The following is a 14,717-nucleotide window of genomic DNA, read 5'->3' as shown; positions in this document are numbered from 1 at the left end:
AACCCGCTCGACGGGAACCGCCCGGGTAGGGCTATCATTGGGCGGCACCGCACGCGGCAGTCTGTCGGGTGAGGTTCATGGTGGCTGTAGCTCAGCAGGTAGAGCACCGGGTTGTGGTCCCGGGTGTCGAGGGTTCAAGTCCCTTCAGTCACCCCAACACAAAGGGCCGGTCAGGATGATCCTGACCGGCCCTTTCGCTGTCCGTCATCCGTTCGCGGTCGTCACTGCCCGTCCCCGGCCGCGCTGCCCCCGTCGGTGTCGGTTCCGGTGTCGGTGTCGGTGTCGGTCGAGGATGGGTCTGCCGTCGGCGGTTCGTACGGCAGGGCGCTGCCGGCCACCAGCTCGTCCCAGCTGAGGTTCCAGACGGTCCAGCCGTTGCCGTTGGCGAGCTGCACCTCGGTGCCCTTGACGGTCACCGGGTCACCCACCTTGGTCTGGTTGAACAGCCACTCGGCGTTGGCGATCGACATGTTGATGCAGCCGTGCGACACGTTGCGTACCCCCTGGTCGGCCACGGACCACGGTGCGGCGTGGATGAACTCGCCGCCCCAGGTGAGCCGCTGGGCGTACTCGATGTCGGTCCGGTAGCCCTCCTCCGGGCCCAGCTCCTCGTATGTGTCGAAGACGGTCTCCTTGAGCTTCTCCATCACGATCATGGTGCCGCTCGACGACGGGGTCTTCGGCTTGCCGAGGCTGACCGGGATCTCCTTGATCGTCTGCCCGTCCTTGGTGACCGTCATCTTCTTTGTCGCGTTGTCCACGGTCATGACCAGCGCGGAGCCGACTTCGGCGTCGATCGTCAGGTCGTTGCGGCCGTACCAGCCGTCGCCCATCGGCAGTCCGCCGGTCTGCGCCTTGTAGAACAGCTTCGTGCCGGCCTGCCAGTACTCCTTGGGCCGGAACTGGACCTCGGTGGGGCTGACCCAGTACCAGACGCCCTCCTGGGCGGGCTCGGTCCGTACGCTCAGCCGGCGCTGCACGTCGTCGCGCTGCTCCTGCGGGATGTCCCGGCTGAACCGCAGGATCAGCGGCATCGCGACCCCGACCACGTTGCCGTCGCCGAGGAAACTGGAGACCCGGACCTGGTTGGCCGGCTCGGCCATCGTGCGGAAGCTGTGGCTGACGGTGGTCGTCTTGTCGTCGTCCCCGGTCACCGTCACCGTCGCGGTGTACGCGGTGTCCCAGGCAAGTTGACTGGTCGGCAGGAACTGGCCGCCGTCGGCGGTGACCTCGCCCTCCACCGCGTTGCCGGCGGCGTCGGTCAACTCGACCGTCGTCTCGACCGCCCCGGTCGCCGTGAACGTGACCCCGGTCGAGGCCGGCACGTCGGTGGCGTCTGCGGCCGGCCCGGTGATCGTCGCCTGTGCCTTCGGACTGGGCTCGGCCTCGACGCCGCTGCCACCCTGCCAGGTGGGCGCGTCGCCGCCGCCAGTGCAGGCACCGGTCAGGGCGAGCGCGGCGGTCGCCACGAGGGCCACGAGCGCCTGCGGTACGGGTGGGCGCGCCCGTCCGGTGCCCGACGGTGCCTGATTGCGGCTGACTCGCACTCGCATGATCTCCTCACGGAAAGTTCGGTCCCCGGCTCCCATCGTCCATCAATGACGCGGCAGGGCAACTCCCGGGTTCGTGCCTGAACGGTTCAAACACTGACACGACCGACCGAAATTCCCGATTGTTCGGGGCATTTTCGATCGGTCACGTCAGATTAGTCCGTTGTTTGCGTTTGTTCAGATGTCATACCTCACTGCGACACCTCGCCCCGATGTCATCCGGACGTCACCGAGGGTGCCGGGGTCGGCGTGCCCCCACCTGAGGGCGCTGGCGAGCCGGACCGCTGCTTCGGCGCGAGATCAGCCGGCACCGGCAGCGCACTGCCCTTGACGAACTCCTCCCAGGTCAGGTTCCACGCCGTCCACCCGTTGCCGTCGGCCAGCTTGCGCTCGGTCCCCTTGACCGTGATCGGATCGCCGACCTTGGTCTGACTGAACAGCCACTCCGCGTTCGCCATCGACAGGTTGACGCAGCCGTGCGACACGTTACGTACCCCCTGGTCACCGACCGACCACGGCGCCGCGTGAATGAACTCGCCACCCCAGGTGATCCGCTGCGCGAACGAGATGTCCGTCCGGTAGCCCTCCTCCGGGCCCAGCTCCGCGAAGGTGTCGAAGACGGTCTGCGCCTGCTTGTCCATCACCACCATCGTGCCACTCGACGACGGCGTACTCGGCTTGCCGAGACTCACCGGCATCTGCTTGACCAGCTTGTCGTCCTTGAACATCGACAGCTGCTTGGTGGCGTTGTCCACCTCCATCGTCACCTTGTCGCCGATCGTGGCGGTGGCACCACGGTCCTGGTCGCCGTACCGGCCGTCACCCGTCGGATGCCCGGCGAGCGCGATCCGCGCGGTCAGGCTGGTGCCGGGCTGCCAGTAGTCCGGTGCCCGGTAGAACGCCTGACTGCCGTTGGCCACCCAGTACCAGGTGCCCGGCTGCGGCGGGTCCGTCGAGACGAACATCCGCTTCTGCACGTTGGCCCGCTCCTTCTCCGGAACGCCCGGGAAGAACTCCACCACCACGGGCATCGCCACCCCGTACGTACGCCCGTCGAACAGGTAGAGCCCGGTGCCGGTCTGCGATCCCGACTTGCCCATCGTGCTGAACGTGGTGGTCTTCTTCTCCTCGTCCCCGGTGGCGCTCGTCGCGACCACCGTCGCGGTGTACTTCTTGTTGTTCTTCAGCGGCTTGTCCGGCACCCAGGAGGTGCCGTCGTCGCGCATGCTGCCGCTGACCTCGCCGCCGCCGTCCTCGACGAGCGTCACCGAGGTCACCTCCCCGCCGCTGACCGAGGTGCCGATCTCCGTGCTGATCGGCAGGTCCTTCGCGTCAGCCTCCGGCGAGATGGCGAACTCGAACGGCTCCGGCGGCGGAGTCGGACTCGCCGACGCCACCTGACCGCTGACGAACCGTGGTGCCTCCTTGTCCGCTCCGCACCCTGCCAGTGCGGCCGGTGCGATGACTGCCAGTGTCACCGCGACCGACCAACGCCTCCTGACCCTGTCCATCCCAGTCCCCGTTCCTTGTTCCGTCCCTGCCGACATCGTGCATCACCCGCTACGCCCTTCGTGCCTGATCCGGAAGGGTGCCAGATCCGTGCACGTGGGCAGGTCGGCCGGACAGTCGGCTCGTACCCGGCAACCGGTTGGAAGACGGGCGGGCCGCCGTGCTACGGTTGCCGACGTTGTCAGCGAGCGCCGCTAGCTCAACTGGCAGAGCAGCGGACTCTTAATCCGCGGGTTGTAGGTTCAAGTCCTACGCGGCGTACCAGACAACAAGGCCCCGACCGGCGGTTTCCGCCCGGTCGGGGCCTTTTGCCGTACGCCGTACGGCCGGCTGGGTGCTCGCCGGGCGCTCGGGAGCCGCTGGACCGTTGCGGACACGGTGTGATGCCAGCAGTCAGGCTCGAAGATCAAATGGCTGACCGCCTCGTGCTGATCAAGCGGATCAAGCCAGGCCAGGCGCCGTACTGGACGACGCCGGGCGGTGGCGTGGAGCCGACGGATGTCTCCCTGGAGGCTGCGCTTCGTCGGGAGTTGCAGGAAGAACTCGGTGCCGAGGTCGATCGGTTCGCTCAGGTGTTCCTGTTCACCGCTCCCGCTGGTGAGGGCGTTTCCGTCCAGCACTTCTTCGCTTGCCGGCTACTTCGGCTCAACGAGGACGCCCGCACGGGGCAGGAGTTCGCTGAGCCGTCGCGTGGTGGCTACCAGTTGGACCGGATGAGGATCGACGAGCTGCCTGCGGTAGATCTAAAGCCGGAAGGGCTGACCGAGTTCATCTCTTCCAACAAGGAGGCCCTGCGCTCGATGTAGGGCAGGCTGATTGCTTGATCCCAGGTGGCGACATCGTGAGGGCCCATCGTGGGTGTTCCGGGAGTTGCTGCATGTGCCGACACTGGGGGTGGATGCCGTCGACTTGGCCGCCTTGACTTGATGTGACGGCGCGGATGCGCTGTGCTGGCGAGTGGCCGTCGTTTGATCGGGGGTGCTCGTGGCCGTGCAGGTGGACCCTGAGTGGTGGAACTCGGGATTTTGGAACGGCCGACCGATCAGCGAGTCTCTGCGGCGGCGCGATATCACTGCTGTCTTCCGCTTCCTCCACGCGCGGGGCGTGTCGTACGGCAGGCTCGCAGCTCTTGTCGGTGTCTCGTCCAACCGCGCTGCTGAGATAGCCAAGGGCGTCCGGCAGGTCACGGCCTACGAGGTGTTGGAACGGATAGCCGACGGTCTGAACATTCCGCGTCCGGTGATGGGGCTCGGCCGCGACGAGGACGCGGTTGTGCCTGTTGACCTTGGCCGTGTCGCCGTGGAGGGTGGAGCGGACCGGTCGCTGGCCGGTGTGGGTACCAGCGTGGAGGTCAGCGATCTGGTGAGACTTCGTCTGGGATTGGACGAGGCTCTGGCGGCGTCGAGCGTCGCTCCTCCACAACTAGAGTTGATCGAAGAGTCCGCCAGCGAGCACATGAGGGTCTATCCCTCGGCTTCGCCCCAGGTCATGCTGTCGTCTCTGGCTGCCGACTGCCGCGAGGTTCAGATGCTGTCGCAGCGGCGGCAGCCGGCGGCGGTCCAGTCCCGGCTGTCCGGGGTGGCGGCGTTGCTGGCGACGATGTGCGCTGATGCGTTGATGCGGCTCGGAGATGTGGCTGAGGCTCGGCGGTGGTACGGCACGGCAATCAACGCGGCGGACGACAGCGGGGAGCCTCGTTTCAGGGTGCTCGTGCGGGCCCAAGCGGCGATGCTGCCGTACTACTTCGGCGATCCCACCCAAACTGTGGCGTTGGCTGACGCGGCTTTGGCGGTCACATCGATCGCATCGCCGCCGGGTGCCCTGGCAGCCGCAGGTCGGGCGCGTGCCCTGGCCCGGATCGGCGCCGCCGAGCAGGCACGGTCGGCCATCGGCCAGGCGCGTCGGCTGTTCGATCAGGCTGGCGACGAGGACACCGACGTCGCCTTCAGGTTTCCGGCGAAGCGGCTGTTGTTCTACCTCTCCGGCGCGTACACCTGGCTCGGTGACACGGGTGAGGCGTATCGGGTCCAGGAGGAGGCGCTGCGGCTCTACGGTGCCGCTCCGACCGTACCGATCGATGCGGCGCTCATCGCCCTGGACCGGTCGATGTGCCTTGCGCGGGACCGGCGGGCGACCGAGGCGGCGGTGACCGCGCGTGATGCCGTCGCGGACCTGCCCGAGGCGCAGCGGACGGAGATCATCTTGACCAGGGCGACCGACGTGGCAACGGCGATCCCTGACGAGAGCCATCGTGGTGAGGTCGCCGTCTTGACGGACTATGTGCGGGTGTGCCGCGAAAGCGCCCGTAGGCTTGGGACCACAGCCCCACTCGGTCCTTAGGAGCCCCATGTTCGTCGAGGCGCGCACCCGGCCGGTGCTCGCCGAGGTATGTCGTCTCCTCGGCTACCCCGACTCGAACGCGACTCTGCTGCGGCACCACACCAACGCCGTCTACGCAGTCGGTGACGTGGTTATCAAGATCGCCCCCGGCGACCATGACCTGGAACGGGTGCGTGTGATGGTGGCTGCGGTCGACTGGCTGGTGGACCACGGTTTCCCCACGGTGGGCCTCCACCCAGGACTGTCCCAGCCCTTGCGGGTGGGTGGGCACGCCGTCACGGTCTGGCAGCGTCTGGACGCGGCGCACGACAACCCCATCACCGTCTCCGAGCTCGGAACGCTTCTCCGAGTTCTGCACGCCCTGCCGGCTCCGCCGATGCCGCTGCCGGTACTGCGACCGATCCGCAGCATCGAATGGTCCGTCGCCCGTTCTGAGGTCCTGAACGGCAAGGAACAGGATCTGCTGATGGGCCGGCTCGAGACGCTGGCGGTCAGCTGGGAAGCAATGCGGTTTCCCCTGGGTACGAGCCTGATCCAGTCTGATCCGCAGATCCGTAACGCGCTGCGGCGCTTCGACGGCACGCCCGTACTGGCTGACTGGGACGGCGCCGCCGTCGGACCCAGGGAGTGGGACATCGCTACGGTCGCTGTTCACTGCCGCCGATTCGACCCGCCCGGCCAGGGAGCCTTCGCCGATTTCACCGCCGCCTACGGCTGGGATGTCACCTCCTGGTCCCAGTTCGAGGAGCTGTGCCAGCTACGCGAGCTGCAAATGATCGCTACCAACGCCCGAAAGTCCCGCCCCGGAACCGAGGCCGCCGACGAAGTGCATCGCCGGATTGCCGGCCTCGTTGACGACGGGGCGGATCTGCGCCAGTGGCGGATCCTCTGAAGCGAGCCTTCCAGGTCTAGGGGACGTGTGCCGCCCGTCCCCTAGGCGTCAGCCCAGTTCAGACACGGTGAGGTGCACCGTGGCCCACCACCGTGCGTCTATTTCCGCCCTGACATTCCAGCGATCGTTAACGCAGAACACGTCGGCGGGCCGGTCCAGGTTCACCTTGACTCCATGGCACGCCGACGGGCCAGCGGCACTCACACGCCAGGGAGATGCAGATGGACGTGCCATTGGGCGGCAGGTCGGAAGGCGACCCGACGCACCGGCAAGTGCTCACGCCCGGCACCCCGTCGGCCGCACGGGTGACTCCCCGTTCGCGTACTGCCACCGAGGCTGCGAGGGCTGGTGACCGGCGGTCCGCTCCCTGCCGCTGGCCGACCGTGGTGGGCTTGCCGGCGCGCCGGCAAGCCCACCACGCACCGGGGCCAGCGCCGGTCCGGGGTCGGCCATGACCGTGTATATCTCGCGGTATGCCGCGACCGGTGAACTGTCCCGGGACCTCACGGATCGCGATCAACCGGTGGAACGGCCGGTGGCCGATCTGCCGCTGCTGACGCACGCTTGGCGAATCGTGTTCGAGCAGCAGGCGCGGAAGCGCGACCGCTGATGATCGGCAACGGAGCAAGACCGGCGGAACTGGGCCGGGCAGTACCGACGGAGCATCTGCCGCTGCGTCCGCTCTGGCTGTGCCGCCGTTGCGGGCAGCCGTGGCCCTGCGGACAAGCGCGGCTGGCACTGATCGCCGGGCACCGCGACAACGCTATCGGTCTCTTCCTCCATATGGCCGGCCGGCTCTATGAGGCCATCGACGACCTGCACCGGCTCAACCCGAGCGCTACCGGCGACGCCACGGACCTGTTCGACCGGTTCCTCGGCTGGCCCGTCCGACACCACGGCGGGGCCAGATCCACCACGCCGCCCTGAGCGCGCCCTTCCACACCATTCACCGCTCCTTTCCCGCCGCTGTCACAGGGCTGGCGACGCATGCCCATGCCCAACCCCTGTTCGTCACGGAGGTGTTCCATGCGCGACCTGCTCCCGTCCGTACACGACCGGCTGTTGTACGCCTGCGCTCACGCCACCAGATGTATCCCGCCCCGTCGCGAGCCGTTGGCGGCGGTACCGTTGGAGGACCCGAACGCCCTACGCGCCGCCTTGAGCATGACAATGGGCGAGGAGCGAACTGCGGTGGTGACCGGGACCCTGGACCGCAGGCTGGTCCTCATCCAACAACCGTCAGGACAATGGACAGCCGCCGACCTTTCCGGGCAGCCGCACGGCAGCCGGGCATGGCCGGCGTGGACCGCCGGCCACTTGACGGTGACCGACCCGGACAGTTGGCTGTCCACCGCGCAACTCACTCCAGCGGGCCAGCGACGGCTGCTGCGGCCCCGGCTGCTGTTGGCGTCGCTGTACCACCCGGAGCACTTCCCGCTTCCCCGGTTTCCGCTGGCAATCTCCGATTTGGCCCGAGCTGCTCGGTCGACCCTGCTTGGACAGGTCGAGTTGATGGATATGCAGCTCGGTTTCGGACTGGACGACATCGTCGATCGGGTCCGCGACGGGGTGGAGGTGCTGGGCGTGTCGGTGACCTTCGGCCAGCATGACCTCGCCGTCCGGCTGCTGGACGCAGTCACGGTCCTCGACCGGCCGCCTCTGGTGATCGCCGGCGGCTCGCTAACCGTCCGCAACGAGCAGATCTTGCTGGACCGCTATCCGAACCTGCTCATCTGTAGGGGAGCGGGAGAGCCCACGATCGCCGACGTGTTGGCCCACTGGCATGGCGACCTGGACGTCGGGCAGATACGCGGCATTGGTTTCCGGGGCACCGAGCGGTCGCGTACCGTGCTGCCGATCAATTTTTCGCGCCGGACCGCGACAGTGGCGAACCGGTCGCAGACCGACATGTGGCCGGAACTGGATCTGCTTGACCGCACCTTCGCGCACCGTGGGGTCGCCCAACTCGAGTCGTCGAGGGGCTGTACCAACTACTGTTCGTTCTGTCCCCGCGGGCACAAGGGGCAATGGGCGGGGGCGCGTCCCGACGCGTTGCCCTGGCTCCTGCGTCAGATGGGGGCGGTGTTTGACCGATACCCGGATCTGAACAGGACGATCTACCTGGTCGACGAGGAGTTCATCGGACGCGGCGATGACGCTGTCAACCGCGCCCTGCAGGTCGCGGACATACTCGCCCAGACGGGCTTCACCTGGGAGACGAGTTGCCGGGTGGACCAGGTCGTCCGCCCCGACCGCGACCGAGCCTGGAATCTTGACCGCGGTCACCTCTGGCGGGGCCTGGTCGAGCGGAAGCTGCGGCGCTGCCTGTTCGGCGTGGAATCGGGGGTGACCTCGATACTGGACCGCTTCAACAAGGAGACCACCGGCGAGCAGAACGCCCTGGCCATCCGCACCCTTACCGCGTTGGGCGTGCCGCCGCGATTCACCTACTGAGGTGTACCAAGGATCTTGGACATGTCCTCCGAGTTGAGAGGATGGATCCATGTCCGAGCAACGTCGTCGATACAGTCCGCAGTTCAAGGCCGAGGCTGTGCAGATGGTCGTCGAGACCGGTAGACCGATCGCCGCGGTGGCCCGTGATCTGGAGGTCCACGAAGCCACCCTGGGCAACTGGGTCAACACCTGGCGCCGTGAACACGCCACGCCCGTACCGCCGCACACCGACCGGACCGAGGACACCCGTGTGAAGGAGATGGAAGACGAGATCCGCCGCCTGCGGATGGAGAACGAGTTCCTGAAAAAAGCCGCGGCCTTCTTCGCCCGGACGCACCCGTAGCCCTGCGGTGCGCGGTGATCGACGCGGAGAAGGCCACCTACCCGATCGCCTGGATGTGCCGCCTGCTGGGCGTGCCCCGCTCCACCTACTACGCCTGGCGGGAACGCGCCGAGACGGTCACCGCCGCCCGACGTCGGACCCTCGCCGACCACGTGCGGCGGGTCTTCGACGCCTCCCGGGGCACCTACGGCTGCCGGCGGGTGACCGCCGCGCTCAACCGCAAGGGTGTCGCGTGCAGCGTCGGGCTCGTCGCCGACCTGATGCGCGAGCTCGGCCTGCGGGCCTGTCAACCCAGGGCGTACAAGCGGACCACGGTGCCCGGCCGGGACCCGGTCACCGCGAAGGATCTGATCGACAGGGACTTCACCGCCGACACCCCGGGCACCCGCCTGGTCGGCGACATCACCTACCTGAGGACGGGTGAGGGCTGGCTGTACCTGGCCACCGTCATCGACCTGGCCACCCGGATGGTCGTGGGCTGGCAGACCGCCGAGCACATGCGCACGAGCCTGGTGGTCGACGCCCTGGCCATGGCCATCCGACACGGCCACGTCCGCCCGGATGCGGTGTTCCATTCCGACCGGGGCGCGCAGTACACCTCGGCCAGGTTCGCCCGCCACTGCGCCGACAACCAGGTGCGGGTGAGCGTGGGACGTACCGGTGTCTGCTGGGACAACGCCGCCGCCGAATCGTTCTTCGCCACCATGAAGAACGAGATGTACCACCGGGAACGCTTCGACACCCGTGCCCGCGCCCGGTTCGCCGTCGCCGAGTACATCGAGGTGTTCTACAACAGACAACGGCTGCACTCCAGCCTTGACTACCGCACCCCGGCCGAAGCCCTCACCGGCTACCAGGCCCTGATAGCCGCCTGACCAGCAAACCTACGAAGACCTGTCCAAGATCCTTGACACAGCCCAGAAGGCGTTGCTCTCTACGATCTTCCCGTTCTCGATCCGGAGTACGTCGACGACCAACGCCTCGTAGCGCGGGCTACCGGGCCGGCGGAGATAGTTGATCAGTGCCGGGCGCCCGTTGGCGGAGGTGGGGAACGTACGCCAGTCGAGCGGTCGGCCGAGGAACTCCGCAGCCGCGTCGATCCCGACGACCGGCGGCTCGGGGGGCATCGTGATCCGTACGTCCTCGGCAAACAGTGCCCGGATCGTCTCCGGGTCCTTGGCGTTGGCGTAGCGGCGCAGGACCTCCTCGTCCTCACTGGTGAGCCGTGGGCGGCGCCAGTCCTCCGGGTCCGACGGAGCGTGCCGCCGGAGGGTGTGGCGGGCCCGCTGGATGAGGCTGTTTACGGCCGCTACGGCGGTGTCGAGCGCGGCGGCGATTTCCTGCGGCGTCCAGCTTAGGACGTCGCGCAGCACGAAGGCCGCCCGCTGCCGCGGCGGCAGGTACATGAGCGCTGCGATCACGGCCAGCTCGACGGTCTCCCGGGCGGCGAGTCCGGTCTGCGGATCGTCGGCGAGCAGTGCGTCGGGATAGGGGCCGAGCTCGGTGGACCATTCCAGCGGATCACCGTACGGAACTGTCCGGTGACCGGCCGCCTTGCGGCTGTCGAGGAAGACGTTCGTGGCGATCCGGTAGAGCCAGGTGCGCGCTGACGCCCGACCCTCAAAGCGGTCGCGAGCCCGCCAGGCACGGAGGAAGGTCTCCTGCACAAGGTCCTCCGCGTCGGTGACGTTCCCGGCGAGGCGGTAGCAGTGGACGTGTAGCTCACGCCGGTGCTCGCCGAAGGCGCGCTGCAGCCAGATCGCCTGCTCGTCAGACGAGTCGGACATGTGGTTCCCCCGGAGCTGAGTGGTCCTCACGACCGTACTGACGACTGCGGACCCATCCATCATCGGTTACCGATGACGATCGCCGACTCTGTCGTCTGTACCTGTGACCGATCCCCACTCCACGAAGGAGACAGCCATGACGGCAACCCCCGCGTCCAGCGCCGCCGCGCCTCCGGTCGTCGACCGGGAGACCTGGCTGCGCGAGCGCGAAGAACTGCTGGTCCGGGAGAAGGCCCATACCCGCGAAGGAGACGCGATCGCAGCTGCTCGTCGTCAGCTGCCGATGACCTTGATGCCGGCGGTGACGGTGCGGGGCCCTGGCGGGGACACCTCGCTGGTGGAGGTGTTCGAGGGTCGCCGGATGCTCATCGCCTACTTCCACATGTGGCACGACGGCAAGCCGTACGAGCATCAGTGTGAGGGGTGTACCTTCTCGACCTGTCACATGCAGATGCTGGACTACCTGCACGCTCGGGACGTCACCTACGCCGTGTTCTGCGAGGGGCCCTACGACGAAAGTGCCCCGTTCGCGGAGTTCATGGGCTATAGGTTCCCCTGGTATTCGGCGAAAGACTCTGACGCGGCTCTGGCCGACGGTCGCAATTTCGGGTTCATCGCGTGCTACCTGCGCGACGGCGACCAGGTCTACGAGACCTACTGGACCACCGGGCGGGGTGTGGAGGCGTTGATGACCACCTACCACGCCCTGGACCTCACAGTGTACGGCCGGCAGGAGAACTGGGAAAACTCGCCTGAAGGCTGGCCGCGGGTCACCGGGCACCCGTGGCGTCTCGACGGCCGCCCCACCGCGCAATGGTCACGCCCCGGCGTCGCACCACGATGACGTCCTGATGATCGAGGTGATCATGCTCGGGTCGGCTGCGGTGTCAGCTGCTGCTGCGTCGTGCCCCGGGCGGGCGCTTCCGGCAGAGCCCGAATGCTTGCGGGTGCGACGGTGGCTGTCACGGTCGCGGTAACCCTCGACGCCGCACCGGTTGTGCAGCACGCGGACACGCTGCTACAACGTCACCAGGGTGCTCAGGCCCGGCTGGTCACCTTTCTCCGTGTCGAGCGACGCGACCCGGCCGGCGGCCCGCAGATCTTCCGCGACACCGCCGAGTGCGACCAGCATCGCCGGCTCGGCACGGACCAGGACCTTCGAGACGTCCGCCCGCATGGACAGCTTCGCTTCCGACTTGGCTTTGCGGATCGCGGCGATGACCTGGCTGGCGACGGTCAGCGCGGTGGCGTCGGCGCCGTCGACCGCCGTGCGCAGCTCGTCACCCGTCGGCCAGGCGGCCCGGTGCACCGTGCCGGTGCGCCACCAGGACCACACCTCCTCGGCGACGAAGGGCAGGAACGGCGCGAACAGCCGCAGCAGCGTCGCCAGGGCGATGGTCAGCGCGGCGCGGGCGGACTCGGCCGGCGCGGAGCCGCGTTCGCCGTACCCCCGGCTCTTGGCCAGCTCCAGGTAGTCGTCGCAGAACCGCCAGAAGAACTGCTCGATCCGCTCCAGGGCGCGGGCGTAGTCGTAGCTTTCCAGCGCGGCGGTTGCGTCGTCGACCACGGTGGCCAGGTCCGCCAGCATCGCCCGGTCCAACGCCTCGGTCACCGTGGCCGACTCGACCGGAGCACCCAGGCCGAGCACGAACCGGCTGGCGTTGAGGATCTTCATCGCGAGCCGGCGGCCGACCTTCATCTGCCCGGTGTCGAACGCGGTGTCGGTGCCGGGCCGGCCGTTGACCGCCCAGTAGCGGGCCGCGTCGGATCCGTACTCCTCCAGCAGCGCCAGCGGAGTGACGACGTTGCCCTTGGATTTCGACATCTTCTTGCGGTCCGGATCCAGGACCCAACCGGAGATCGCGGCGTGCGACCACGGCAGGCTGTCATGCTCCAGATGCGACCGGACGACGCTGGAGAACAGCCAGGTCCGGATGATCTCGTGCGCCTGGGGGCGCAGATCCATCGGGAACACCCGCTGGAACAGGTCGTCGTCGGTGCCCCACTTGCCGGCGATCTGCGGGGTCAGCGAGGACGTCGCCCAGGTGTCCATCACGTCTGGGTCACCGACGAAGCCGCCCGGGGTTCCCCGCTGCCCGGCCTGGTAGCCCGGCGGGGCGTCCACGCTCGGGTCCACCGGCAGCGTCGCCTCGTCGGGCAGGATCGGCTGGTCGTGGAGCGGCTCGCCCTGCTCGTCGAGTGGGTACCACACCGGGATCGGCACGCCGAAGAACCGCTGCCGGCTGACCAGCCAGTCCCCGGTCAGGCCGCCGACCCAGCTGTCGTAGCGGGCCCGCATGTACTCCGGCTGCCAGGCCAGCTCCCGGCCCCGGGCCAACAGCGCCTCCCGCAGGTCGGTGTCGCGGCCCCCGTTGCGCAGGTACCACTGCCGGGTTGTGACGATCTCCAGCGGCTTGTCGCCGCGCTCGTAGAACTTGACCGGATGGGTGATCTTCTCCGGCTCGCCGACCAGGTCCCCGCAGGCGCGCAGCAGCTCCACCACCCGTTCCCGGGCGGTGTGCATGGTGGCCCCGACCAGCTCGGCGTAGGTCGCACGTCCCTGCGGGTCGTCCAGGCCGGGCGGCGGGTCGGCCAGGACGCGGCCGTCGCGGCCGACGACCGGCCGGGTGGCCAGCTGCAGCTCGCGCCACCACAGCACGTCGGTCAGGTCGCCGAACGTGCAGATCATGGCGATGCCGGTGCCCTTGTCGGGCGCCGCGAGCCGGTGCGCGGTGACCGGGACCTCGACCCCGAACAAGGGGGTACGGACGGTGGTGCCGACCAGGTCGCGGTACCGCTCGTCGTCCGGATGCGCCACCAGTGCCACGCATGCCGGCAGCAGCTCCGGTCGGGTGGTCATGATGTGGACCGGGCTGCCGTCCGGCCGGTGGAATGCCACCCGGTGCTGCGCGCCGGGCCGCTCCCGGTCCTCCAGTTCCGCCTGCGCGACGGCGGTCCGGTACGTGACGTCCCACAGCGTCGGCGCCTCGGACAGGTACGCCTCACCGCGCGCCACGTTGCGCAGGAATGCCCGCTGCGACACCCGCCGGGCGTCGGCGTCGATGGTCTGATAGGTCAGCTGCCAGTCGACCGACAGCCCGAGCCGCCGCCACAGTTGCTCGAACACCTGCTCGTCGGCGACGGTCAGCCGTTCGCACAACTCGATGAAGTTGCGCCGGGACACACTGATCTCCGACTTCCCTGGCCGCTCCGGTGGGGTGAAGTCCGGGTCGTATGGCAGGGAGGGGTCGCAGCGCACCCCGAAGAAGTTCTGCACCCGACGCTCGGTGGGCAGGCCGTTGTCGTCCCAGCCCATCGGGTAGAACACCGCCTTGCCGCGCATCCGCTGATAGCGGGCGATGACGTCGGTGTGGGTGTACGAGAAGACGTGACCGACGTGCAGCGACCCGCTCACCGTGGGCGGCGGAGTGTCGATGGAGTACACCCCGGCCCGGTCGGCGGACCGGTCGAACCGGTATACGCCCTGCTGCTCCCAGCGACGCGCCCACTTGTCTTCCAGCCCGTTCAACGACGGTGCCGACGGCACGGCGAAGCCCGCAGAGGTGTCAGTCATAGTCGCTCATGCTAAGGCCGGCCGCCGTACGCCCGGCAATGGATTTTCGTGCTCCCGGTCGATGACAGCGGCAGCACCTCGGTGACGTACGCGGCGACCTGGCGGGCGGGCAGTGGATTCAACTGCCTCCGGTTCGGCCAGGCAACGTCGATGGCTGCCGCCCGATGATCTTATCGATGATGGTCGAATAACTGTTGGTTCATGGACAGAAGTCTCGCCAGCGGGCAGAAGGCGATGAAGATTCACCTACGGGAATACGTTCGAGTGG

At 68.1% G+C, this 14,717-nt stretch carries 12 protein-coding genes and 2 tRNA genes; 10 read left to right on the top strand and 4 right to left on the bottom strand.

Annotation, left to right across the window (positions count from 1 at the left end; all coding sequences use genetic code 11):
- The first annotated feature begins 80 nt into the window (after positions 1–80).
- Positions 81–156, top strand: a tRNA-His gene (locus ACN28F_RS08250).
- Between the two features lie 65 nt (positions 157–221).
- Here the strand turns inward: ACN28F_RS08250 and ACN28F_RS08245 are convergent.
- Positions 222–1,547, bottom strand: a complete 1,326-nt coding sequence (locus tag ACN28F_RS08245) for a L,D-transpeptidase (RefSeq protein WP_289211072.1) — start codon at positions 1,545–1,547, stop codon at positions 222–224.
- A 218-nt stretch (positions 1,548–1,765) separates the two neighbouring features.
- Positions 1,766–3,061 (bottom strand): Ig-like domain-containing protein, encoded by a 1,296-nt coding sequence (locus ACN28F_RS08240; RefSeq protein ID WP_421357383.1) that lies wholly within the window; start codon positions 3,059–3,061, stop codon positions 1,766–1,768.
- Positions 3,062–3,247: 186 nt separating this feature from the next.
- On the opposite strand from ACN28F_RS08240, the gene ACN28F_RS08235 reads away from it, so the two are divergent.
- The 8 genes from ACN28F_RS08235 (at position 3,248) to ACN28F_RS08200 (ending at position 9,963) form a co-directional block, all read left to right on the top strand.
- Positions 3,248–3,323 (top strand) — tRNA-Lys (locus ACN28F_RS08235).
- A gap of 146 nt (positions 3,324–3,469) precedes the next feature.
- Positions 3,470–3,865: an NUDIX domain-containing protein gene (locus ACN28F_RS08230; RefSeq protein WP_289207452.1), complete on the top strand. Its 396-nt coding sequence runs from the start codon at positions 3,470–3,472 to the stop codon at positions 3,863–3,865.
- 172 nt (positions 3,866–4,037) lie between these two features.
- Positions 4,038–5,399 (top strand): hypothetical protein, encoded by a 1,362-nt coding sequence (locus ACN28F_RS08225; protein WP_421357382.1) that lies wholly within the window; start codon positions 4,038–4,040, stop codon positions 5,397–5,399.
- Positions 5,400–5,406: 7 nt separating this feature from the next.
- On the top strand, positions 5,407–6,291 hold the full coding sequence (locus tag ACN28F_RS08220; protein ID WP_421357381.1) for a phosphotransferase: 885 nt from the start codon (positions 5,407–5,409) through the stop codon (positions 6,289–6,291).
- A 451-nt stretch (positions 6,292–6,742) separates the two neighbouring features.
- Positions 6,743–6,901 carry a multiple cyclophane-containing RiPP AmcA gene (gene amcA / locus ACN28F_RS08215; RefSeq protein ID WP_421357380.1) on the top strand — a complete coding sequence of 53 codons (159 nt, stop codon included), beginning with the start codon at positions 6,743–6,745 and terminating at the stop codon, positions 6,899–6,901.
- Complete coding sequence (locus tag ACN28F_RS08210; protein ID WP_421357379.1) at positions 6,901–7,218, top strand: hypothetical protein; 318 nt, start codon at positions 6,901–6,903, stop codon at positions 7,216–7,218. The genes amcA and ACN28F_RS08210 overlap by 1 nt, the downstream gene beginning before the upstream one ends.
- Before the next feature lie 99 nt (positions 7,219–7,317).
- Positions 7,318–8,745 (top strand): B12-binding domain-containing radical SAM protein, encoded by a 1,428-nt coding sequence (locus tag ACN28F_RS08205; RefSeq protein WP_421357378.1) that lies wholly within the window; start codon positions 7,318–7,320, stop codon positions 8,743–8,745.
- A 49-nt stretch (positions 8,746–8,794) separates the two neighbouring features.
- Positions 8,795–9,963, top strand: a protein-coding gene (locus ACN28F_RS08200; protein ID WP_421357131.1) for an IS3 family transposase whose coding sequence is annotated in 2 segments (ribosomal slippage) — positions 8,795–9,050 and positions 9,050–9,963 — 1,170 coding nt in all. Because the reading frame shifts where the segments join, the coding sequence is not laid out codon by codon here.
- Between the two features lie 9 nt (positions 9,964–9,972).
- On the opposite strand, the gene ACN28F_RS08195 is transcribed toward ACN28F_RS08200, so the two are convergent.
- On the bottom strand, positions 9,973–10,875 hold the full coding sequence (locus tag ACN28F_RS08195) for an RNA polymerase subunit sigma-70 (RefSeq protein WP_421357377.1): 903 nt from the start codon (positions 10,873–10,875) through the stop codon (positions 9,973–9,975).
- Between the two features lie 136 nt (positions 10,876–11,011).
- Between ACN28F_RS08195 and ACN28F_RS08190 the strand changes: the two genes are divergently transcribed.
- On the top strand, positions 11,012–11,719 hold the full coding sequence (locus ACN28F_RS08190; RefSeq protein WP_289207445.1) for a DUF899 family protein: 708 nt from the start codon (positions 11,012–11,014) through the stop codon (positions 11,717–11,719).
- Between the two features lie 174 nt (positions 11,720–11,893).
- Here ACN28F_RS08190 and valS read toward each other — a convergent pair whose 3' ends face one another.
- The gene (gene valS, locus ACN28F_RS08185; RefSeq protein WP_289207446.1) at positions 11,894–14,449 is read right to left on the bottom strand and encodes a valine--tRNA ligase; all 2,556 of its coding nucleotides are present in this window, start codon (positions 14,447–14,449) and stop codon (positions 11,894–11,896) included.
- Positions 14,450–14,717 lie beyond the last annotated feature (268 nt).

Source organism: Solwaraspora sp. WMMA2101, assembly GCF_049179175.1.
In the GTDB taxonomy this organism is placed as follows: domain Bacteria; phylum Actinomycetota; class Actinomycetes; order Mycobacteriales; family Micromonosporaceae; genus Micromonospora_E.
The sequence above is the reverse complement of the archived record's forward strand: the minus strand, read 5'-3'. Positions and strand labels throughout refer to the sequence as shown.